The organism is Desulfobotulus mexicanus (assembly GCF_006175995.1).
In the GTDB taxonomy this organism is placed as follows: Bacteria; Desulfobacterota; Desulfobacteria; order Desulfobacterales; family ASO4-4; genus Desulfobotulus; species Desulfobotulus mexicanus.
The window spans coordinates 29,307-50,913 of sequence record NZ_VDMB01000008.1 but is presented as its reverse complement, the minus strand read 5'-3'; the positions used below and the strand labels follow the sequence as shown (position 1 = coordinate 50,913).

Annotated in this window: 13 protein-coding genes and 6 tRNA genes; 15 read left to right on the top strand and 4 right to left on the bottom strand. The window is 49.0% G+C overall.

What is annotated here, in order from left to right:
• Window positions 1-71 precede the first annotated feature (71 nt).
• From FIM25_RS08020 to FIM25_RS08005, 4 genes are all read right to left on the bottom strand, one after another.
• Window positions 72-3,377, bottom strand: a complete 3,306-nt coding sequence (locus tag FIM25_RS08020; RefSeq protein WP_139448071.1) for a hybrid sensor histidine kinase/response regulator — start codon at window positions 3,375-3,377, stop codon at window positions 72-74.
• A 240-nt stretch (window positions 3,378-3,617) separates the two neighbouring features.
• Window positions 3,618-4,877, bottom strand: coding sequence for a peptidase U32 family protein (locus tag FIM25_RS08015; RefSeq protein WP_139448069.1), 1,260 nt, complete (start codon window positions 4,875-4,877; stop codon window positions 3,618-3,620).
• A gap of 110 nt (window positions 4,878-4,987) precedes the next feature.
• A tRNA-Arg gene (locus tag FIM25_RS08010) sits at window positions 4,988-5,062 on the bottom strand.
• Between the two features lie 81 nt (window positions 5,063-5,143).
• The gene (locus tag FIM25_RS08005; protein WP_139448067.1) at window positions 5,144-6,910 is read right to left on the bottom strand and encodes a lytic transglycosylase; all 1,767 of its coding nucleotides are present in this window, start codon (window positions 6,908-6,910) and stop codon (window positions 5,144-5,146) included.
• A 607-nt stretch (window positions 6,911-7,517) separates the two neighbouring features.
• On the opposite strand from FIM25_RS08005, the gene FIM25_RS08000 reads away from it, so the two are divergent.
• From FIM25_RS08000 to rpoC, 15 genes are all read left to right on the top strand, one after another.
• Window positions 7,518-7,594 (top strand) — tRNA-Thr (locus FIM25_RS08000).
• A 9-nt stretch (window positions 7,595-7,603) separates the two neighbouring features.
• A tRNA-Tyr gene (locus FIM25_RS07995) sits at window positions 7,604-7,688 on the top strand.
• A gap of 111 nt (window positions 7,689-7,799) precedes the next feature.
• Window positions 7,800-7,875, top strand: a tRNA-Gly gene (locus FIM25_RS07990).
• Window positions 7,876-7,923: 48 nt separating this feature from the next.
• A tRNA-Thr gene (locus FIM25_RS07985) sits at window positions 7,924-8,000 on the top strand.
• A gap of 113 nt (window positions 8,001-8,113) precedes the next feature.
• Window positions 8,114-9,307 (top strand): elongation factor Tu, encoded by a 1,194-nt coding sequence (gene tuf / locus FIM25_RS07980; protein ID WP_139448065.1) that lies wholly within the window; start codon window positions 8,114-8,116, stop codon window positions 9,305-9,307.
• Window positions 9,308-9,322: 15 nt separating this feature from the next.
• Window positions 9,323-9,472: a 50S ribosomal protein L33 gene (rpmG, locus tag FIM25_RS07975; protein WP_139448063.1), complete on the top strand. Its 150-nt coding sequence runs from the start codon at window positions 9,323-9,325 to the stop codon at window positions 9,470-9,472.
• A 64-nt stretch (window positions 9,473-9,536) separates the two neighbouring features.
• Window positions 9,537-9,612 (top strand) — tRNA-Trp (locus tag FIM25_RS07970).
• A 53-nt stretch (window positions 9,613-9,665) separates the two neighbouring features.
• Window positions 9,666-10,058, top strand: a complete 393-nt coding sequence (gene secE, locus FIM25_RS07965; protein WP_139448061.1) for a preprotein translocase subunit SecE — start codon at window positions 9,666-9,668, stop codon at window positions 10,056-10,058.
• A 13-nt stretch (window positions 10,059-10,071) separates the two neighbouring features.
• Window positions 10,072-10,602 carry a transcription termination/antitermination protein NusG gene (gene nusG / locus FIM25_RS07960; protein ID WP_139448059.1) on the top strand — a complete coding sequence of 177 codons (531 nt, stop codon included), beginning with the start codon at window positions 10,072-10,074 and terminating at the stop codon, window positions 10,600-10,602.
• A gap of 22 nt (window positions 10,603-10,624) precedes the next feature.
• Complete coding sequence (rplK, locus tag FIM25_RS07955; RefSeq protein WP_139448057.1) at window positions 10,625-11,050, top strand: 50S ribosomal protein L11; 426 nt, start codon at window positions 10,625-10,627, stop codon at window positions 11,048-11,050.
• Between the two features lie 18 nt (window positions 11,051-11,068).
• Entirely contained in the window at window positions 11,069-11,761 is a 693-nt protein-coding gene (gene rplA / locus FIM25_RS07950) for a 50S ribosomal protein L1 (protein ID WP_139448055.1), read from the top strand.
• 207 nt (window positions 11,762-11,968) lie between these two features.
• Window positions 11,969-12,490, top strand: a complete 522-nt coding sequence (rplJ, locus tag FIM25_RS07945) for a 50S ribosomal protein L10 (RefSeq protein ID WP_139448053.1) — start codon at window positions 11,969-11,971, stop codon at window positions 12,488-12,490.
• Between the two features lie 77 nt (window positions 12,491-12,567).
• A complete protein-coding gene (gene rplL, locus FIM25_RS07940) occupies window positions 12,568-12,948 on the top strand; it encodes a 50S ribosomal protein L7/L12 (RefSeq protein WP_139448052.1) in 381 nt (126 codons plus the stop codon).
• Between the two features lie 123 nt (window positions 12,949-13,071).
• Window positions 13,072-17,172 (top strand): DNA-directed RNA polymerase subunit beta, encoded by a 4,101-nt coding sequence (gene rpoB, locus FIM25_RS07935; RefSeq protein ID WP_139448050.1) that lies wholly within the window; start codon window positions 13,072-13,074, stop codon window positions 17,170-17,172.
• A gap of 13 nt (window positions 17,173-17,185) precedes the next feature.
• Window positions 17,186-21,589 (top strand): DNA-directed RNA polymerase subunit beta', encoded by a 4,404-nt coding sequence (gene rpoC, locus FIM25_RS07930; protein ID WP_139448048.1) that lies wholly within the window; start codon window positions 17,186-17,188, stop codon window positions 21,587-21,589.
• Window positions 21,590-21,607: the final 18 nt, after the last annotated feature.

The following is a 21,607-nucleotide window of genomic DNA, read 5'->3' as shown; positions in this document are numbered from 1 at the left end:
TGTTTTCCTCACAATGGGACCGGATGGGAATGTGGGGTGATCAGGTTCTCCTTTTCACCCACACACAAGGTTCATACAATACTTGCCATGGTATCCCGTATGGATATCAGCAGTTTTTCCCGGTCCAGTTTGATCTGGTAGTCATCAATACCCGCGGCCTGTCCTTTTATAATATCCTCTTCACCGGCAAGGGAGGTCAGGGCAATGACCGTAAGATGGGAAAAACGGGAATCCCCCTTTATTTTACGGGTCAGTTCAAAGCCATCCATGTTGGGCATTTCAAGGTCCGTGAGGACAAGGGCAATTTCATCCCCATGGGTTTCCAGAAGGGAGAAGGCTTCTACCCCGTCTTCAGCAACAAGAACCTCATATCCGTCTTCTGTCAGGAAACTTGTAACCTGATTTCTGAAAAATGCGGAATCTTCGGCAAAGAGAATCTTGGACCCTCCCTGTACAATTCCTTCGCTGTTCAGAACTGGTGCTGTGGCGGAAAGTCCCGTAAACCATTCCGGGTTGAGGGTTTTTACCACACCAAATATATCCACCATAAGGGTGGTACGCCCGCCTATGATCATGGAGCCCATGATACCCGGTTGCTTCAGCGTGCTGGCATCCACATTCAGGGTGGCTTCCACGGCGTCCACGGGCGGGCTGACCATCAGGCCGATTTCCTTGCCTGTGAATTTAAAGACTATGACTTCTACCTGTTCCCTTTCGGGAAGGGGCTGGATATTTGCCACTTCTCCCAGCTCATGAAGGGGCAGGGACCCGCCCCTGTACTGTACAACCCGTTTACCACCGACGTATTCAATATCCGTGGATTTAATACGTTCAATGCGTTCCACAAGGTTGAGGGGAACACTGAACTGCTCCTTTTCTGTATTGCGGAAAAGGAGGAGGGATGCTTTGTCTTCCTGCTTCTGGGTATTTTCGAGGAGTTCTTTTTCAGCATGGGCAAGGGTTTTGGAAGCGCCACTGGAGGAAAGGTCTGCCATTTCCGCAAGGGATGCCACATCAAGGATCAGGGCAACGCGTCCATCCCCCATGATGGTGGCACCGGCATAACCTTTGCAATCCTTCAGATGACGGCCAAGGGGCTTGACAACAATTTCTTCGGAATCCCTGAGCTGGTCCACCACAAGGCCATAGCGGAAGGTTCCTGTGGAAACTACGGCTATATTAATGGCGCTGTCGGCTCTGAACCTCCGGTCTTCCTGTTTTCTTGGTGCTGCGTCGCCTTTTTTTGGTGTTTTTTCATTACCTGAATCCAGCTGTGCGGATCTGCGGTCAGCAATGTTGACCCTTCTGTCTTCTTTTTCTTCCCCGGTTTCCGGGTCAATGAATGTTTTTTGAATGCCAAGCACATCGGACAGATCCAGAAGTGGGAGAAGGGTTCCTCTGAGGCGTACAACGGCTGCTTTTCCCACTTTTTCTATGCGTTCCTTGACCTGGGCTGCGGGTATACGCAGCAGCTCATTGAGGTTTACCTGGGGAATGGCGTAGCGCTCCTTGCCCACGGAAATGATCTGGCTGGGAATAATGGCCAGGGTCAGGGGCAGTTTAATGCGGATTATGGTTCCGGAACCAACCTTGGAATCAATATCCACAATGCCGCCAAGGCGATCCAGGTTGGTTTTAACCACATCCATACCCACTCCGCGACCCGATACGTCCGTTACCTGCTGGGCTGTGGAAAAACCGGGAAGAAAAATAAGATTGATTTTTTCTTTGGCAGACAGGGTCTGCATGTCCTGTTCAGAAATCAGGCCCTTGGAAAAGGCGGATTTTGAAATGGCTTCGGGGTCAAGTCCCTTGCCGTCATCTTCAATTTCTATGTTGACCTGACCTGCTTCATGGAAGGCCTTGAGCCGGATGGTTCCGGCTCTGGGCTTGCCGCTGCGCTGGCGGATATCCGGTGTTTCAATGCCATGATCTACGGAGTTTCTCACCAGATGGGTCAAAGGATCATTAATGGCTTCGATTATGGTTTTGTCCAGCTCAACTTCCTTGCCTTCAATTTTCAGGTTGATTTCCTTGTGGAGGGATTTGGAGAGGTCCCTTACAATACGGGTGAATTTATTGAAAACATTGGCAATGGGCTGCATGCGGGTCCGCATGATGGCTTCCTGAAGCTCGGAGGTGATCATGTCAATGCGCTGGCCTGCTGCTTCAATGGCCTGGGAGCTGCTGGTGGCAATGCCCTGGGTGAGCTGGTTGCGGCTCAGAACCAGCTCTCCGGCAAGGGTCATGAGGGTATCCAGCAGATTGACATTCACCCTCAGGGAAGCCTGGCTTTTCTGCTTGTCATTTTTATTTATACTGTCCGCTGTTTCCTCATCCTGATCTTCCATGTTTCCGGAAGACCAGGCCCCGGCTGTGGAAGCATAGGCCGTCTCCTGTGGAGGCGGCGGGGCAGCAGCAGGGGCACTTACTACAGGTTCCGATTTCAATATGGGAGCGGACTGTTTCGGTTCTGGTTCATATGGTTCAGGTACAGGTATTACAGGAGCCGCTTGTTCGGCGGTTTTCATCATGGGTTTTTCCGGAGGTGCCTTGGGAGGTACGGGGCTGCTTGCGGAAACCGGTGATTCCGGTCCGGCACTTTCCATGGTTGTTTCCGGTGGAATATGGTGAACGTATTCAGGATCCAGGTCCACCAGAATGGAGGCCATATCAGGTTCTATAATGGAGGCGAAAAGTATGAGAAAGGGAATTCTTCTTGGAAACTCATCTTCCAGCGTACCCACGGCTTCAAAGTCAATCTTAGAATCCAGTATGATACCGCTGTTGAGAAGAGAAGTAATGACATCCAGAGGGGATTTGTTTTTTTTCTGGATGTCCTGAAGCATGTCAAATTCCAGAAGATAGAGGAATTTTCCGTGCTTGAAGGCCTGATCCAGATCAAAGCGGGAGGCTTCCATGCGCGCCTGTCCCAGGGGGTGCTGTATGAATACTTTTTCACTCACGGTTTTTTTCTCCGCTTCAGGAAGAGAACCTTCGGTGATGGCTATCAGGGCCTGAAGAAGAGTGTCTATATTTACCTTGTTGCTGTTATCCACATCCTGTATCAGTTCCCTCAGTCGGTCAAAGGCCTGTAAGAGAACGGAAATGATTTCAGGTGTGGGAACCATCTCATGGCTGCGCACCAGTCCCAGAATGCTTTCAAGGTTGTGGGAAAGATCTTTAATGGTTCCAAGGCCCATGAATCCAGCGCCACCTTTTATGGAGTGTGCCGCCCGGAAGACGTTGTTGACCAGATCCTCATCAATGTCGGCCCCCTGGGCTTCAATGGCCAGGAGATCATTTTCGATATCTGAAAGGTGTTCCAGGGATTCTTCCACATACATGCGCAAGGTTTCGTCATCTTCAAAGATCATGGTGCGCCTCCGGGTATAGCGGATCCAGGTTTTTGGTCCCCGGCATCATGGGCACGGGGATTCAGGGTACGGGGCTGGGGTGGGGATGATGAAATATCTGTAAAGGGATTTTGGGATACTATCCTTAAATTCCTTTAAAAATATTCCGGTTTCCCATTTTTAAGTTAATCCGAAAATCTAATAAAGATCAGATTTCTAAGGCAAGGAGAACATCTGTTTGATTCATTGCAGAAAAGTATATCAGTATACAGAGGCTTTTGGCAAGGGTTCTTCGGGAATTCGGATCAGGCTTAAGGCCGTATGATTATTTTCAAGGGTCACCTGAAGCTTTGTATTGGGGCGTGCAACGGAGATCGGGGTGCCTGCTTCTTCTATGGTGAGAATGCGGTCCATGGAGGGAGGTGCGTCTGGGTGGAGAACTTCGACAACATCTCCTGCCACAAAACGGTTCCGGCAGATAATATTATGTAGGCCGGACAGTCCATTGGAAAGGATTTTGCCTACAAAAAGGGCTTTGGGGCCTTTCCCTTCAATATTTTCGGCATCAGGGTTTATGTCTTTGGGATTTTTCAGGTAGAAGCCTGTACCATAGCCCCGATGGTGGAGACTGTTAAGGCGCTGGTACCAGGCAGGATCTTCTTTGTATGCTACTGGATTTTTAAAAAAAAGATCCAGGGCTTCCCTGTAAGCGCCTACGGTTGCAGCCAGATAATGAATGCTTTTCATTCTGCCTTCTATCTTGAAGGAGGAGATACCAGCGGCAATCATTTCCGGGAGGTGAGAGATCATGCACAGGTCTTTGGAATTAAAAATATAGCTGCCCCTCTGGTCTTCCTGCAGAGGGAAATAATGGCCGGGTCTTTTAGCCTCAACTACGGTATAACTCCAGCGGCATGGATGGGCACAGTGACCACGGTTGCTGTCTCTGCCTGTCATGCAGCTGCTCAGGAGACAACGGCCTGAATAGGCAATGCACATTGCTCCATGGACAAAGCATTCCACTTCCAGGTTCTCCTGGCATAGGATCTGAATTTCTTCCAGGGGAAGTTCCCTTGCTGCATTGATCCGTCGGATACCCTGGTTTGCCCAGAACTTCAGGGCTGCCACATTTGTGGTGTTGGCCTGGGTACTCAGGTGGAGTGGGATGTGGGGAACGGTTTCCTTTGCCAGCATAAGGACTCCGGGGTCTCCCACAATAAGTGCGTCCGGTCCGCAGGCAGAGAGATCTTTGAGGTAGCTTTTCAGTTCCGGGAGCTCATGGCTTCTGGGGAAGATGTTGCATGCAACATAGACTTTTGCCTCAAGGCTGTGGGCCAGACGAACCGCTTCTTTAATTTCAGGCATGGAGAAGTTGCCGGAGAAATTTCTTAAGGAGAAATTTTGTCCTCCGAGATAAACTGCATCCGCTCCGTAGGTCAGGGCAATCTCAAGTTTTTCCATGTTTCCAGCAGGCGCAAGCAGTTCAACAGGAAGCTTTGATCTATGGATGTGCTTGCTCATGGGGGATGTTTTTTCCTGTAAGACTTTGAAGGCACAGATTATCCGGGCCAGGGGATGGGGATAATATGGCTCCCCGGTCTTAGGGTTGCCGCTGGGTTTTTATGGAAAGATGGTGCCCCCGGCAGGAATCGAACCTGCGCTCAAGGATTAGGAATCCTATGCTCTATCCACTGAGCTACGGGGGCACGTCAAAAAACCTTGGAGCTTATACAGACTTTTTATTCATTCCGCAAGAAAAATGGCAGCCCGTGGGTTAGGGTTTTGTTTTATTCTATAAAAAGCTGCTGGCCCGGATAGATGGTGCTCTGTCTGTTCAGGTTGTTAATCTGAAGAAAGCGCTGCAGGGGCATATTGTGCTTCATGGCAATGGTAAAAGGAGAATCTCCGGCCTGTACCCTGTATGCCTGACGCTGGGAGTTAATGGTTTTTACCTGCTGTGCAGCACCGGGAATCCGCAGGCGCTGGCCTATTTGGAGATTTGAGTCTGGAAGCTGGTTTGCGGCTATAATATCATTTGCCGACAGGTTGAATCTTCTGGAGATGTGCCAGAGCGTGTCTCCTCGTTGAACCGTGTAGGTCAGGGTCTGGCGCTGTTGGGTTGAGGGTGTGATGTTTTGTCTGGAAGAAGGTGTCTGGGCCAGTGAAGAACTGGCGGGTATCTTGATAACCTGTCCGGCCTGGATCAGGTTGGCCCTTCTGATATTGTTCTCCTGCATCAGATGACGTACGGATACCTTGTAGCGTGCTGCAATGGTTGACAGGGCCTCCCCGGGTTTCACCCGGTGATGAAGATATGCTCTCTGGGGTGGAGTGTCTTCATCAATGGATTCAATGGAAGCCAGGAAATGGTCTGTATAGCCTTGTGGTATTTTTAAAGTATAGTTTGTGTTGGGTAGCAGATCGTAGCGGAGTTCCGGGTTCAGATTTTTCAGGTCTTTCAAAGGTATGCCCGTTGCAGATGCAATGGCCTGCAGTGAGACCTGACGCTCTACGGATACGGTTTCAAAGGAAGGTGGTGTATCCAGGTCATTGGGGTCGAAACCGTATTTTTCCATATTCTGGATAATATGTACTGTGGCAAGGAAGCGTGGAACGTATTGTGCCGTTTCTCTGGGCAGCTTGGTGTAAAGGTCCCAGAAGTTATCCAGATAGTTGACATTCTGGCTTCGAATGGTTCTGAGCACTCTGCCTTCCCCGCAGTTGTATGCAGCGAGTACGGTGGGCCAGTCGCCAAAGAGTCGATGGAGTTCCGTGAGATAGGCAATGGCCGCATCCGTTGCCTTTTCAGGATCCATTCTTTCGTCTATGAGGAGGTCTCTTTTTAGACCAAAGCGGACACCTGTGGAGGGGATGAACTGCCAGAGCCCAAGTGCCCGTGCGCTGGAAAGAGCCTTTACCTGAAATCCTGATTCAATCAGCGGCAGCCATGCCAGTTCTTCGGGAAGGCCAGCCGCATGTATTTTTTCAAGTATCATATCCATATAGATCCCTGAGCGGCGGTAGGATCGTGCAAAAAAAGCTCTTTCCTGTCCGGTGAAGCGATCTATTTCCCGCTGAACATAGATGTTGTCAGGAATCTGTATGGCACTTTGCTTGCCTTTAATTCCCATGGTCTGTGAAAAGTAAACCTCCTGGATACGGCGGGCAATGGTCAGCCGAATATCATCTCTTTGTTGCAGATCCTCGGGGGTCAGGCTTTCAGTTCTGATTATTATGGCATAGGCCTGGTCCAGAGATTCAAGGGCGGCATCATATTCTCCGGCTTTCCAGAATTCATTGGCAGTATCATAAAAGTCCAGAGCCTGATCAAATGATGTTGTTGTGCCCTTCAGGTCCGGGGAGGCGGTGCGGGTGAGGTTGGTGGATGGCGGGATATGTGTTTTTTTCTTTGTCGTGACATGCTTTTGAGTAGCTTCATGTGGTTTATGGCTCTGTTTGAGCTTTCCGTTGCTGGTGTCCTGTGCTTGATGCAAAGATGCACAACCGGAAAAAAACAGGCTGGAGCAGAAGAGGCAAAGGATTAGACGTTTCATGCTGAAAGGACCTCGTATAAGAATTTTTGCAGCATTGCCGGCTTGATGATTTTGTAAGAAGTAGCCGATGTTGTTAATCTATCAAGATGTTTAGCTGTGGTTGTTTGAGAATGTAAAAATTTATGAGTAAACGTGTATTATAATTTAATGCAGGAAAGAGGCTTTGCTCTGTTTCTGTATTAAAAACATTTGGTATCTCTGTCGGTAATGTGAATTTGCTTTGCTCATAATATAAAAGTCAGTATTTTAACTGTTAATGTATTGAATCAAAAAGGTAGGATTTGCGCTGAAAGTCTGTTCCGTAACGGACGGTTTGTTTTAGATTTCATTTATAGTATTCAGCATACATTAAAAAAGTAACGCAAGGTGCTTGCCTGTGTCAATGATGAATTGTGCTTTCTGTGGCAGGTACTGGTTTAACCCTCAGTTAATTTTCATATGTCTTGGGTAGTGTTGCTTCGCTCATTGTAGGGTGACAGAGAAAGTTTTTAAATTTATAAATATAATTGATAGCATGATTGTATGAGGGGGGGGTTTTAAAATTTTTTTAAAAAAAAGCTTGTCAAGCATGGTTGGATTCGTTTAGAAGAAGGAGTTGTCTTTGAGGGCCAACGTAGCTCAGCTGGCCAGAGCGGCTGACTTGTAATCAGCGGGTCGGGGGTTCGAATCCCTTCGTTGGCTCCAAAAAAAGACGGTGGGGTTCCCGAGTGGTCAAAGGGAGCAGACTGTAAATCTGCCGGCCAAGCCTTCGGAGGTTCAAATCCTCCCCCCACCACCATCTTAACGGTCTTGTAGAAGATTTTTTTGCAAAAATGCTTGCAATGAAATCGCAATTGTACTACATGGCTGCCTGCAAAACAAAAGAGTGGTTCTTCATAAGAACCTTCTGGCGGGAGTAGCTCAGTTGGTAGAGCATCAGCCTTCCAAGCTGAACGTCGCGAGTTCGAACCTCGTCTCCCGCTCCAGTTAAATTCGTCAGGTTTTTTACCTGATGTTTTGAAGGCAATAAGTGTGCCCATGTAGCTCAGCCGGTAGAGCGCATCCTTGGTAAGGATGAGGTTCACCAGTTCGATTCTGGTCATGGGCTCCATTTGTTGCTTATTTTTTATTTGAGGTTTTTCGAGTGGGTCCGACGTCGTGTGAAGAGGCGGACGCAATCCTTCGGAGAAAACGATCAAGCAGGTTTTTTTAGGAGGCGAATCAATGGCTAAGGCAAAATTTGAGCGCACGAAGCCGCATGTGAACGTCGGGACCATTGGGCATATCGACCACGGCAAGACTACCCTGACGGCAGCGATCACCAAGACCTGTGCAGCAAAAGGTCTTGGACAGAAAGTGGATTATGATAATATCGATAAGGCTCCGGAAGAGCGTGAGCGCGGTATTACCATCTCAACCTCCCATGTTGAGTATGAGTCTGTAAAGCGTCATTATGCCCATGTGGATTGCCCGGGTCATGCGGACTACATTAAAAACATGATTACTGGTGCAGCCCAGATGGATGGTGCCATCCTTGTGGTTTCAGCCAGTGATGGTCCTATGCCCCAGACCCGTGAGCATATTCTTCTTGCGCGTCAGGTAGGTGTTCCCCGTATTGTTGTTTTCCTGAACAAGTGTGACATGGTGGACGACGAAGAGCTTATAGAGCTTGTTGAGATGGAGCTTCAGGAGCTTCTGGATAAGTATGATTTTCCCGGAAGTGATACTCCTATAGTTCGTGGTTCAGCGTTGAAGGCACTGGAGTCCGATGATCCTGATTCGGAAGACTGCAAGTGTATCTGGGCTCTTCTGGATGCCGTTGACAATTATATTCCTGAGCCTGAGCGTGATGTGGACAAAACCTTCCTGATGCCTGTGGAAGACGTCTTCTCCATCTCCGGTCGAGGTACTGTTGTTACTGGTCGCATTGAGCGTGGTATTGTCAAGCCCGGTGAAAACGTTGAAATTGTTGGTATCCGTGCGACTATCAAGACCGTATGTACCGGTGTTGAGATGTTCCGCAAGCTTCTGGATGAAGGTCGTGCCGGCGATAACGTAGGTCTCCTTCTCCGCGGTACCAAGCGTGACGAGGTAGAGCGTGGTCAGGTAGTATCCAAGCCTGGCACCATCACTCCCCACACCAAGTTTCAGGCGGAAGTCTATATTCTCTCTAAGGACGAAGGTGGTCGTCATACTCCGTTCTTCAGCGGATATCGTCCCCAGTTCTTCTTCCGTACTACGGATATTACCGGCATTATGAATCTGCCGGAAGGTGTTGAGATGATTATGCCCGGTGATAATGTTACCATTACTGCCGAGCTAATTGCCCCCATCGCCATGGAAAAAGAACTTCGTTTTGCTATTCGTGAAGGTGGCCGTACCGTTGGTGCGGGTGTTGTTTCTGAAATTGTTGCCTAATCCAAGGAGAGTCCGGTGAGAGTTATTGTAACGCTGAACTGCACAGAGTGTAAGCAGCGCAACTATACTACGACCAAGAATAAGCGGACCACTCCGGATAAGCTGGAGTTCAGTAAATATTGCAGATTCTGCAAGCATCACACCAAGCACAGAGAAACCAAGTAGCGCTCTTTTTTGATGATAGTAAAGACCTGTCGGCAGATTTTGTCGGTCGGCAGGTCTTTTATGCAGGCCAGTAGCTCCAATGGTAGAGCGGCGGACTCCAAATCCGTAGGCTGGGGGTTCGAGTCCCTCCTGGCCTGCCAAATCAAAAACATGAAGCTTGGTTTGATCATAGCTGAAAACGGGGCAGGGTGTTATGGGACGCTTATTAAAAAAGAAAACAGATAAGCAGGTTCAGAAAAAAAAGCTGAAGTTAAAGGCTGGTCAGGATGAAAATGCTGAGTCCCCATCTGAAAATGTAAAACCCCACAAATCTGGTGAGATCAGTATATCTCAGGCAGACAAAGCATCCAAAACACCTCAGGGAAGCCGCTCGGTTGCAAAGCCTGACAAGAAAACGGCTGTAACTAAGGGGCTTGAGTTTTTTCAGGAGGCCCGTGCGGAGCTTTCAAAGGTTGTGTGGCCATCCAGGCAACAGGCAATGGCTTCTACCGGGGTTGTGATTGTTCTAGTGCTTATATTGTCTTTCTTTCTGGGGGTTGCCGATGCTGTTCTCACCCGTCTGGTTCGGCTTGCTTTGAATTGGTGATTATGGGGGGGATATGGTTAAAAGATGGTATGTTGTACATGTGTATTCGGGATTCGAGGGCAAGGTGAAACGCTCTCTGGAGGAACGGATCGCAAGCTCCCCCCTGAAGGATTACTTTGGTGAGATCATCGTTCCTACGGAAACAGTGGTGGAGTTGGTAAAGGGGGAGCGAAAAGAATCTTCCCGGAAGTTTTACCCCGGTTATATTTTGGTGCAGATGGCTCTGACAGACCATACCTGGCATCTTGTTAAAGATACTGCTAAGGTTACAGGTTTTCTTGGTGGCAGAGACAAGCCGGCACCCATTACAGATGCTGAAGTGGATCAGATTCTTCGGCGGATGGAAGCGGGCAAGCAGAAGCCGCAGCCAAAATATCATTTTGAACCCGGCGATGAAATTCGGGTGATTGACGGACCCTTCACAAACTTTAACGGTACGGTTGAAGAAGTCAATCCGGAAAAAGGGAAGATCAAGGTCTTTGTCAGTATTTTTGGCCGATCGACTCCCGTTGAGCTGGAGTTCGTACAGGTTACCAAGCTTTAAGGTGTAAGGAGTACAGACCAAGATGGCAAAAAAAGTGATGGCGCAAATAAAGCTCCAGGTTTCTGCGGGGAAAGCGAACCCTTCTCCCCCCATCGGTCCGGCTCTGGGGCAGCATGGCGTTAATATAATGGATTTCTGTAAAGCTTTCAATGCGCGTACGCAGAATGATGCGGGCATGATTATTCCTGTTGTGATTACAGTATATCAGGATCGTACGTTTACCTTTATAACCAAGACGCCTCCTGCGTCCGTACTCCTGAAAAAGGCCGCAAAAATTGCTTCGGGTTCAAGCAATCCGAAGCTGAACAAAGTGGCAAAAATCAGCCGGAATGAGGTTGAAGAAATCGCCAGGCTCAAGATGCCGGATCTCAACGCCTATGACCTGGATACCGCTGTGAAGATCATTTCCGGTACTGCCAGAAGCATCGGTATCGAGATTGTTCAGTAAAATAAGGAGTCGGAAAAAATGCCGAAGCGCGGTAAGAAATATCTGGAAACGGGCAAAGGTCATGATTTCACGGCAAAATTAGGTTTGCGGGAAGGCATAGAGCTTGCCCTTGAAACCACATATGTGAAATTTGATGAGAGTGTGGATGTTGCCGTACGTCTTGGGGTTGATCCCAGGCATGCGGATCAGATGGTCCGCGGTACCTGCATTCTTCCTAATGGTCTTGGCAAGGAAGTTCGGGTGCTGGTTTTTGCCAGAGGCGAAAAAGCTAAGGAAGCTGAAGAAGCTGGCGCTGACTATGTAGGTCTTGAAGATCTTGTGGAAAAAATCCAGGGCGGCTGGTTTGATTTTGATAAAGCCGTAGCTACGCCTGATACCATGGGTGTTGTGGGTAGAATTGGTAAGCTTCTTGGTCCCAGAGGACTGATGCCCAACGCCAAAACCGGTACTGTAACATTTGATGTTGCCCGGGCAGTTGATGAACTGAAGGCGGGTAAGATCGATTTCAGGGTAGAAAAAGCAGGAATTGTTCATGCCCCCATGGGTAAGAAGTCCTTTGGTCCTGAGAAGCTGGAAGAAAATATCCGGGCATTTCTGGACAGCATTATGAAGCTAAAGCCTTCTGCTGCCAAGGGTGCATATATTCGCGGCATGGCTGTTTCAACAACCATGGGCAGGGGTGTGAAGGTGGATACCCTTACTTTGAAGTAAAAAAACTGTCTGAATTCAGGTGAAGCAAATGGGGGGGAGGCTGTATGTCCTCCCTGCTTTTTCACATAAACCGGAAATACCGGTGCTGTCAGAGACAGTAGGTACACATGGAGTGTGTAAACGGCGCTGCCGACCTACCGAGACAGAAGATGTTTGGGTTTGGCCGGCACCTCCATGCAAATTTAAAAAGAAAGGGGGTGTTAGGAAATGAAGCTGTCCGAAAAAGAAGCGCTTGTGCAGAAATTGCACGAAGGTCTCGCCAGTGCACAGATTGCTATTGTTGCGGATTATAAAGGACTGAATGTAGAACAGTTCTCCCGTCTCAGACGGGAACTCCGGGAAGCTGGTGCAGAAATTCAGGTTGTTAAGAATACTCTTCTTAGGCGGGCCTCGGAAGGAACCAGGGTTGATGTTATACGGGACCACTTTAAAGGCCCAAGTGCCATTTGCTTCAGCACAACGGATCCGGTTCTTCCTGCAAAGGTTCTTACCAAGTTTGCAGAAGCCAATGATAAGTTGGAAATCAGGGTTGCTGTCCTCGAAGGAAAACCCTTAGGACTTGCTGATCTTAAAGCTCTGTCTGAACTTCCGAGCCGTGAAGAGCTGCTGGCACAGGTACTTTCTACTATGATTGCAGTACCTACCGGTTTTGTCCGCGTTATCAATGCTGTTCCCAGTGGTCTTGTGAATGTCCTGACGGCCATCAAAGACCAGAAAGAAGCTGCCTGATACTTTGGCATGCAGGCAGATCGTTTACTATTATCCTTATTTATTATAAAAACGCTTGTTTTTTGGAGGCTTGATCCATGGCTGAAATTACCAAACAGGATGTAATTGATTTTATTGCAAACATGACAGTTCTTGAGCTTTCCGAGCTTGTTAAGGAACTTGAAGAGAAATTCGGTGTATCTGCTGCTGCTCCCGTTGCCATGGCTGCTATGCCTGCCGGTGCTGCTGCTGCTCCCGCTGAAGAAAAAACCGAATTTGACGTTATTCTTGTGGCTGCAGGAGACAAGAAGATTAACGTTATCAAGGAAGTACGTGCCATTACTGGTCTTGGTCTCAAAGAAGCCAAGGATCTTGTTGAAGGTGCGCCCGCTCCCGTCAAAGAAGGTATTGCCAAGGAAGAAGCAGATAAGTTCAAGGCGCAGCTTGAAGAAGCTGGTGCAAAGGTTGAGCTTAAGTAGTCGATTCCTGTCTTGTCCTGTCGTTTTCACCATCCGTTCACATAAACGCTGTTGCGGAATTAAGTCCGTGGGCCCTGGCTCGCGGACTTGTTCCGCTGTTGCGTAAGCAATCGGGGAGAAGCCATGTCCGGAAGCCCTCTGGCCAACAAGCGTGTGAGAAAGCGTTTCGGCGGAAAGCACACCATTATTGATATCCCGGATCTTATCGGGATGCAGCGGGAATCTTATGAGAGATTTCTTCAAATGGATGTGACGCCGGATCAACGTCGGGACATCGGTCTGCAGGCGGTCTTTAAATCTGTTTTCCCAATCAAGGATTTCACGGGAACCGCATCACTGGAGTTCGTGTCCTATGATTTCGGTGAGGTGAAGCACTCAGTAAGCGAGTGTATCCATCGTGGAATGACCTATGAAATTTCTGTGCGTATCCGGGTCCGTCTTGTCGTCTATGACGTGGATAAAGATGCGGGTACCGTAACCATAAGGGATATAAAAGAGCAGGAAATTTATTTTGGGACCGTGCCTCTGATGACGCCCCGGGGTACTTTCATTGTGAATGGTACCGAGCGTGTTGTGGTCAGCCAGCTTCATCGGTCCAGTGGTGTTTTCTTTGATCATGACAAGGGAAAGACCCACTCCAGCGGAAAAATTATTTACACGGCCAGGGTGATACCTGTGCGCGGGTCCTGGATTGATATGGAAATTGATCCTAAAGATATTGTATATATCCGGATCGACCGCCGCCGTAAATTCCCTGTGACCATCCTGTTCAAGGCCTTTGGATATACCAACGAAGATCTTCTGGCTTATTTCTATCTGAAAGAGCGTATTGAAGTCCGTGGTGAAGAATATTTTAAGGCCTTTAATGAACAGAGCCTTAAAGGACAGCGGGCCAGCGAAGATGTCCTGGATCCTGAAACTTCAGAAGTTATTGTCCGTAAAGGCCGTTTTTTCACCAAAAGGGCCATACGCCAGCTTAGAAACCTTGGTGTTACTGAGCTGAAGGTAAATGCGGAAGAGCTGATTGACCGGGGTGTTGCGGCAGATATTCTTGATCCTGAATCGGGGGATCTGATAGTTAAAGCCGGTGATATTCTTGAAGAAGAAATTCTTGCCCGCATGCAGGAAAGTGGTGTGCGGGATTTTGAGCTTCTTTTTGTGGATGCCAACTACAGTGCTGACTGTATACGTAAAACTCTGATGGCGGATAAAACCACATCCAGGGAAGAAGCCCTTGTTGAAATATACCGAAGGCTTAGACCGGGTAATCCTGCCACTCCAGAAGTGGCTTTAGAGTTTATAGATCATCTCTTTTTCAAGGCTGCTTATTATGATTTCTCGGGAGTGGGCCGCCTGAAAATGAATCATCGCCTTGGTATAAATACTCATATTGATGTGCGCACCCTTCGCAAGGAAGATATTCTGCTGACCGCCAGAACCCTGGTGGAACTGCGGGATACCCAGGGCGTGGTGGATGATATCGATCACCTTGGTAACCGCCGCGTGCGTGCCGTTGGCGAGCTTTTGGAAAACCAGTATCGCATTGGTCTTGTGCGTATGGAGCGCGCCATCAAGGAGCGTATGAGCATGCAGGAAGTTGATACCCTCATGCCCCATGATCTGGTGAATCCCAAGCCCGTTTCTGCAGTGGTTAAGGAATTTTTCGGGACCAGTCAGCTTTCCCAGTTCATGGATCAGACCAATCCCCTTTCTGAAACAACTCATAAACGTCGTCTTTCCGCCCTGGGACCCGGTGGTCTGACCCGTGAACGTGCAGGCTTTGAAGTCCGTGACGTGCATCCTTCCCATTACGGCAGGATCTGTCCCATTGAGACACCGGAAGGTCCCAACATCGGTCTGATTGTATCTCTGTGTACCTATGCAAGGGTCAATGATTTTGGATTCATTGAAACGCCTTATCGTATGGTTCGGGAAGGGCTGGTTTCAACGGATGTTCGCATGCTGTCCGCCTTTGAGGAAAAAGATCACCCCATTGCCCAGGCCAATGCCGTTGTGGGTGATGATGGGCGGTATGTGAATCCCCTTGTGACTGCCCGTATTGCCGGTGAATTTCAGATGGTTCCCGCCGGTGAAGTAGAGATGATGGATATTTCACCCAATCAGCTGGTGAGTGTGTCTGCCTCTTTGATTCCCTTCCTTGAAAATGATGATGCCAACAGGGCACTCATGGGTTCCAACATGCAGCGTCAGGCTGTTCCCCTGACCCGGACGGAAGCACCCCTTGTGGGAACCGGTATAGAGGGTGTTGTGGCCAGAGATTCCGGGGTCGCCATTGTCTGCAGACGGGATGGCGTGGTTGTGAACGTGGATGCTTCCCGCATTGTGGTTCGACATGAACTGAAAGAGGGGGAATCCCTCGACAATCAGGTAAGTATTTATGCCCTTTCTAAATTTACCCGTTCCAATCAGAACACCTGCTTTAATCACCGTCCCATTGTTCAAATGGGTCAAAGGGTTGTTAAGGGTCAGGTGCTGGCTGATGGTCCCTCCACAGAGCAGGGTGAGCTGGCTTTGGGTAAAAATGTCACCGTGGCTTTCATGCCCTGGGGCGGATACAACTTCGAGGACTCTATTCTTCTCAGTGAACGTTTGGTGCAGGATGGTGTTTTCACTTCCGTCCATATTGAGGAATTTGAGGTTGTAGCCAGGGATACCAAGCTTGGTAAGGAAGAAATTACCCGGGATATTCCCAATGTCGGTGAAGAGGCATTGAAAGATCTGGATGATTCAGGAATTATTCGTCTTGGAGCTGAAGTAGTTCCCGGAGATATTCTTGTGGGTAAAATAACCCCCAAGGGTGAAACTCAGCTTTCTCCTGAGGAAAAGCTTCTTCGGGCTATTTTCGGTGAAAAAGCCGGTGACGTGAAAGATACCTCCCTGCGGGTACCTCCCGGCGTTGAAGGTATTGTTATTGATGCAAAGGTCTTTTCCCGCCGAGGCGTGGATAAGGATGAACGTACCAGAAGTATTGAGGATGAAGAAATCCGTCAGTATGAAAAAGACAGGGACGAGCGTATTGCCATCATTGAAGAAGCGGCATTGCAGAGAATTCTTGGCCTTCTCATGGGCCAGACTGTTCAGAGTGATCTGCGTAAGGCGAAAAAGACCCTGCTGTCAGCTGGTACGGTTGTGGATGCTTCTGCCCTTGAAGGACTTTCCGTTTCTCAGTTAGAAGGGCTTATCCTTGAAGATGCCGCAGTCACCGAACGTGTACATGGGGTGATAGATCTTTGGCGCAGTGAGATAGATAATTCCCGCCAGGTTTTTGAAGAGCAGGTAAGTCGCTATGAAAAGGGTGATGATCTGCCCCCCGGCGTGATTAAAATGATCAAAATTTATGTGGCCATCAAGCGTATCCTTTCTGTTGGGGACAAAATGGCAGGACGTCACGGTAACAAGGGTGTTGTTTCCCGTATTCTGCCGGTGGAAGATCTCCCATACTTTGAAGACGGCAGCTTCGTGGATATGGTTCTTAATCCTTTGGGTGTGCCTTCCCGTATGAACGTCGGACAGATTCTGGAAATTCATCTGGGCAGGGCGGCCCGTTGTCTGGGGCAGCAGTTGGATGAAATGATACGTAAAAAGGACAGCGACGCCCTGCGTGATAAAATGGGTCGTATTTTTAAATCCCAGGCTGAGATGGAAGAAAGTATTAATGAGTCCGATGATCAAAATCTGATAGCCCTTGCAGGCCGCTACAGAAGGGGCGTGCATATGGCAACTCCGGTTTTTGACGGTGCTCAGGAGTCTGAAATCAAGGCGTTGCTGGAAGAGGCCGGAGTCAGTGTTTCGGGTCAGGCAACCCTCTATGATGGTCTTACGGGTGAGGCCTTTGACGGTCCCATTACCGTAGGAACCATGTATATGCTTAAACTGCACCATCTGGTTGATGATAAACTCCATGCCCGTTCCATCGGCCCCTATTCTCTGGTGACCCAGCAGCCTCTGGGCGGTAAGGCCCAGTTTGGTGGGCAGCGTCTTGGGGAGATGGAAGTCTGGGCCATGGAAGCCTATGGTGCCGCCCATGCACTGCAGGAATTTATCACGGTCAAGTCCGATGATATGGCAGGACGAACACGCATGTATGAAAAAATAGTCAAGGGTCAGAACGTTCTGGAACCCGGCCTGCCGGAATCTTTCCGGGTACTTATTAAAGAATTGCAGGCGCTGGGTCTTGATGTCAACCTGATCGAAGGTGAATAAGGAGGAGGGATACTTGGAAACTCTGTATGATTTTTTTGCCAAGCCGATGGACCCGAGAAAATATTCGGGAGTTCAGATTTCCCTAGCTTCTTCCCAGACGATCCGAGACTGGTCCTTTGGTGAGATTACCAAGCCGGAAACCATCAATTACCGGACTTTCAAGCCTGAGAGGGATGGCCTCTTCTGCGCCAAGATCTTTGGACCCACCAAAGACTATGAGTGTAACTGCGGTAAATATAAGCGGATGAAGCACAGGGGCGTGGTCTGTGAAAAATGTGGTGTTGAAGTCATTCAGTCCAAGGTACGCAGGGACCGTATGGCACACATTGAGCTGGCCTGTCCTGTGGCGCATATCTGGTTTTTGAAGAGTCTGCCCAGCAAGATTGGTAACCTTCTGGATATAACCCTGAAGAATCTTGAAAAGGTTCTCTATTTTGATTCCTATGTGGTGGTTGATCCCAAGGAGACAGGACTTTCAAGACTTCAGCTGCTTTCCGATGAAAAATATTATGAGGCACTGGATCTTTATGGTGAAGGGGCTTTTGAGGCGGGAATTGGCGCAGAGTCCATCCAGCGACTGCTGGAAACCATGGACATGGAAACTATTTATCATCAGCTCCGGGAGGATATTTCAGCAACCACTTCCGTTGCAAAGCGTCAGAAATTATCCAAGCGGCTGCGCATTGTGGATGCTTTCCGGAATTCAGGCGTAAGCCCGGTCTGGATGATTCTGGAAACAGTGCCGGTTCTGCCTCCGGATCTGAGGCCTCTTGTGCCCCTGGAAGGTGGTCGTTTTGCTACTTCAGACCTGAACGACCTGTACCGGAGGGTCATCAACCGGAACAACCGTCTCAAGCGGCTGATGGACTTGAAAGCCCCGGATATTATCGTTCGCAATGAAAAGCGGATGCTTCAGGAATCCGTGGATGTGCTTTTTGATAACGGTCGTCATGGTCGCGTGGTCACGGGTACCAATAAAAGGCCATTGAAATCCCTTTCTGATACCTTGAAGGGAAAGCAGGGGCGTTTTCGTCAGAACCTTCTTGGTAAGCGTGTGGATTATTCCGGCCGTTCCGTTATTGTGGTCGGACCGAACCTTCGTCTGCATCAGTGTGGTATTCCTAAAAAAATGGCCCTGGAGCTTTTCAAGCCCTTTATTTATCATCATCTGGAACAGAAAGGTCTGGTTTCCACGGTCAAGAGCGCCAAGAAGATGGTGGAGCGGGAGACGCCGGAAGTCTGGGATACCCTTGATGAAGTGGTCAAAGAGTATCCTGTGATGCTGAACCGTGCTCCGACTCTCCACAGGCTTGGTCTTCAGGCCTTTGAGCCTGTCCTCATAGAAGGGAAGGCCATCCGTCTGCATCCTTTGGTATGTACTGCCTTTAATGCCGACTTTGACGGTGACCAGATGGCTGTGCATCTGCCCCTTTCCGTAGAGGCCCATATTGAGGCCCGGGTGCTGATGCTGGCCAGTAATAATATTTTAAGTCCCGCCAATGGTGAGCCCATCATTATTCCTACCCAGGACATTGTTCTGGGCCTTTACTATCTGACCCAGAAAATTGAAGGGGTGAAGGGTGAAGGAACCCGTTTTGCCAATGTGATGGAAGTCAGGCAGGCCTATGATGCTGGCGAAATTTCCATGCATGCCTCCATTGTTGTGCGTATGAAGGATGGCAGCCGGGTGGATACCACCACGGGTCGCGTTCTGCTTTGGGAGCTGATTCCCGATGCCATGGTTTCCAGTTTCAATCATATCATGGTAACCAGTCAAGAAGACCTGGATCTGGTGCAAAAGGCCCTTGCATCGGGTGCACGTTTCACGGAAGTAGCTCAGCAGTATTCCAAGAGTGCCGATGTTTATCACAACGCCTACATTGGCTTTCTGGATCCCAAGGAATTTTCCCGTGTTTTCGGGATAAAGGGGCCTGCCGTACAGCAGCTTTTTGCCATGGAACCCGGTAGCCTGTCTCCCCTTATGGAAGACGGCGGGCAGTATCACTTTTTTGAAGTTGTCGACAGGCAGATGGAGATACCATTTTCCGTTGTTAACAAAGTCATGGACAAGGGAACTATCCGGAAGCTTGTGGATTATGCCTATAGAAACCTCGGACCCAAGGGAACAGTTATTCTAGCGGATCGTCTGAAGGATCTTGGCTACAGTATCTCCACAAAAGGCGGTCTTTCCGTTGGTATCGATGATATGATTATTCCGGATAATAAGTGGGATATTCTCAAGGATGCTGAAGATAAGGTTGCTGAGATTAACCGTCAGTACACCGAGGGTCTTATTACTCAGGGTGAAAAATATAACAAAGTTGTGGATATCTGGGCCAGAGGAACCGATGACATTGCCAATTCCATGATGGATGGCATGAAAAAAACCAAGCGCCATGAACATGCGGAAGAAGGGGCAGTAGACCGCATGAACGCCATCTTTATGATGGCCGACTCCGGTGCCCGTGGTTCCAAGGATCAGATGAGACAGCTTGCTGGTATGCGTGGCCTCATGGCCAAGCCTTCCGGTGAGATTATTGAGACTCCCATTACGGCCAACTTTCGTGAAGGTCTTACGGTTCTTCAGTATTTCATCTCTACCCATGGTGCCCGTAAAGGTCTTGCGGATACAGCTCTTAAGACGGCAAACTCCGGGTATCTGACCCGTCGTCTTGCTGATGTGGCTCAGGATTGTGCTGTGACTGAGACGGATTGCGGCTCAGTGAGCGGTATTGAGGTGCATGCTCTGACGGAGGGGGGGGAAATCATTCAGCGTCTTGGGGAGAGGGTTCTTGGTCGTGTGACCCTTGAGGATATTCTGGATCCCTTTACCGATGAATCCATTGTGCCTGCCAATGTTGAAATTGATGAAAAAGTTCTTGAAATAATAGAGAATGCAGGTATTAATGCTGTTAAAATCCGTTCTGTGCTTACCTGCAGAGCGGAAAGGGGGGTCTGTGCCCGCTGCTATGGTAGGGATCTGGCTTATGGCCTTCCCGTGGAAGTGGGGCAGGCCGTTGGAATTATTGCTGCCCAGAGCATAGGTGAGCCTGGAACCCAGCTGACCATGCGTACCTTCCATATCGGCGGAACGGCTTCGAGGCGCGTGGAGCAGGCTGACCTTAAGGCCCGGATGGAAGGAACTGTCCGCTTTGACGGTATTCAGGTGGTAACCAATGCCGAGGGAAATACTGTGGTCATGAACCGTCGTGGTGGTGAATTTGCCATTATGGGGGATACGGGTCGTGAGCTGGAGCGTCACCGGGTGATTTATGGCGCTACGGTTAAGGTGGAGGATGGTCAGAGGATAAAATCCGGTGAGCTGCTGGCTGTATGGGACCCTTTCACAACCCCCATCATCACGGAAGTGGATGGTGTGGTCAAGTATTCGGATATCTACTCGGGTAAAACCATGCAGGAGCAGGTGGACCCCGTAACGGGTAAGGCCAGCCGGACAATTATGGAATCCAAGCTTGCTGATATCCGTCCACGTATTTCCATACGGGATGAGAGCGGGAAAACGGCTGTTTTGTCCACAGGTTCCGGCATGGCCAGATATTTTCTTCCTGTGGGTGCGGTTCTTATGGTGGAGGAAGGAGATGAGGTCCGTGCCGGTGATATTCTGGCCAAGCTCCCCCGTGCCACCACGAAAACCAAGGACATTACAGGTGGTCTTCCCCGTGTAGCAGAACTCTTTGAGGTAAGAAAACCCAAGGAGACCGCTGTTCTTAGTGAGATAGACGGATATGTAGCTATTTCCAAGGGAACAAAAGGTAAGCAGAAAGTAACCATTAAGCCCGTGGATGTAGGTGAAAAATGTGAGTACCTGATTCCCAGAGGCAAGCATCTTAACGTATATGACGGTGATTATGTGCGCGCTGGTGAACAGTTGTGCGGAGGTTCCGTCAACCCCCAGGATATTCTCAATATTAAAGGTGAGATTGCTCTGGCCGCCTATGTTGTGGACGAGGTTCAGGAGGTTTACCGTCTTCAGGGTGTACGTATTCATGATAAGCATATTGAAGTCATAGTGCGTCAGATGATGCGCATGGTTAAAATTGTGGAGGTCGGAGATACGGATTTTATTCTGGAGGAAAGTATTGACCGGAAGGTCTTTGAGCGGGTTAACCGGGAGGTTGTTGCCAAGGGGGGGAGTCCGGCTCAGGGTGAACCCTTGATTCTGGGTATTACCAAGGCCTCCCTTGCCACAGAGAGTTTTATTTCTGCCGCTTCTTTCCAGGAAACCACAAAAGTTCTTACTGAAGCAGCAATTCGGGCTAAAATTGATGACCTCCGTGGCTTAAAGGAAAATGTGATAATGGGTCGCCTTATCCCTGCAGGTACAGGGATTGACGAGTATCGGGGGCTGGAGATAAAGGTCCTTGAAGACATTATTGCTACAGTAGAAGAAGAATAGTTTATTGACAAGTCGGAT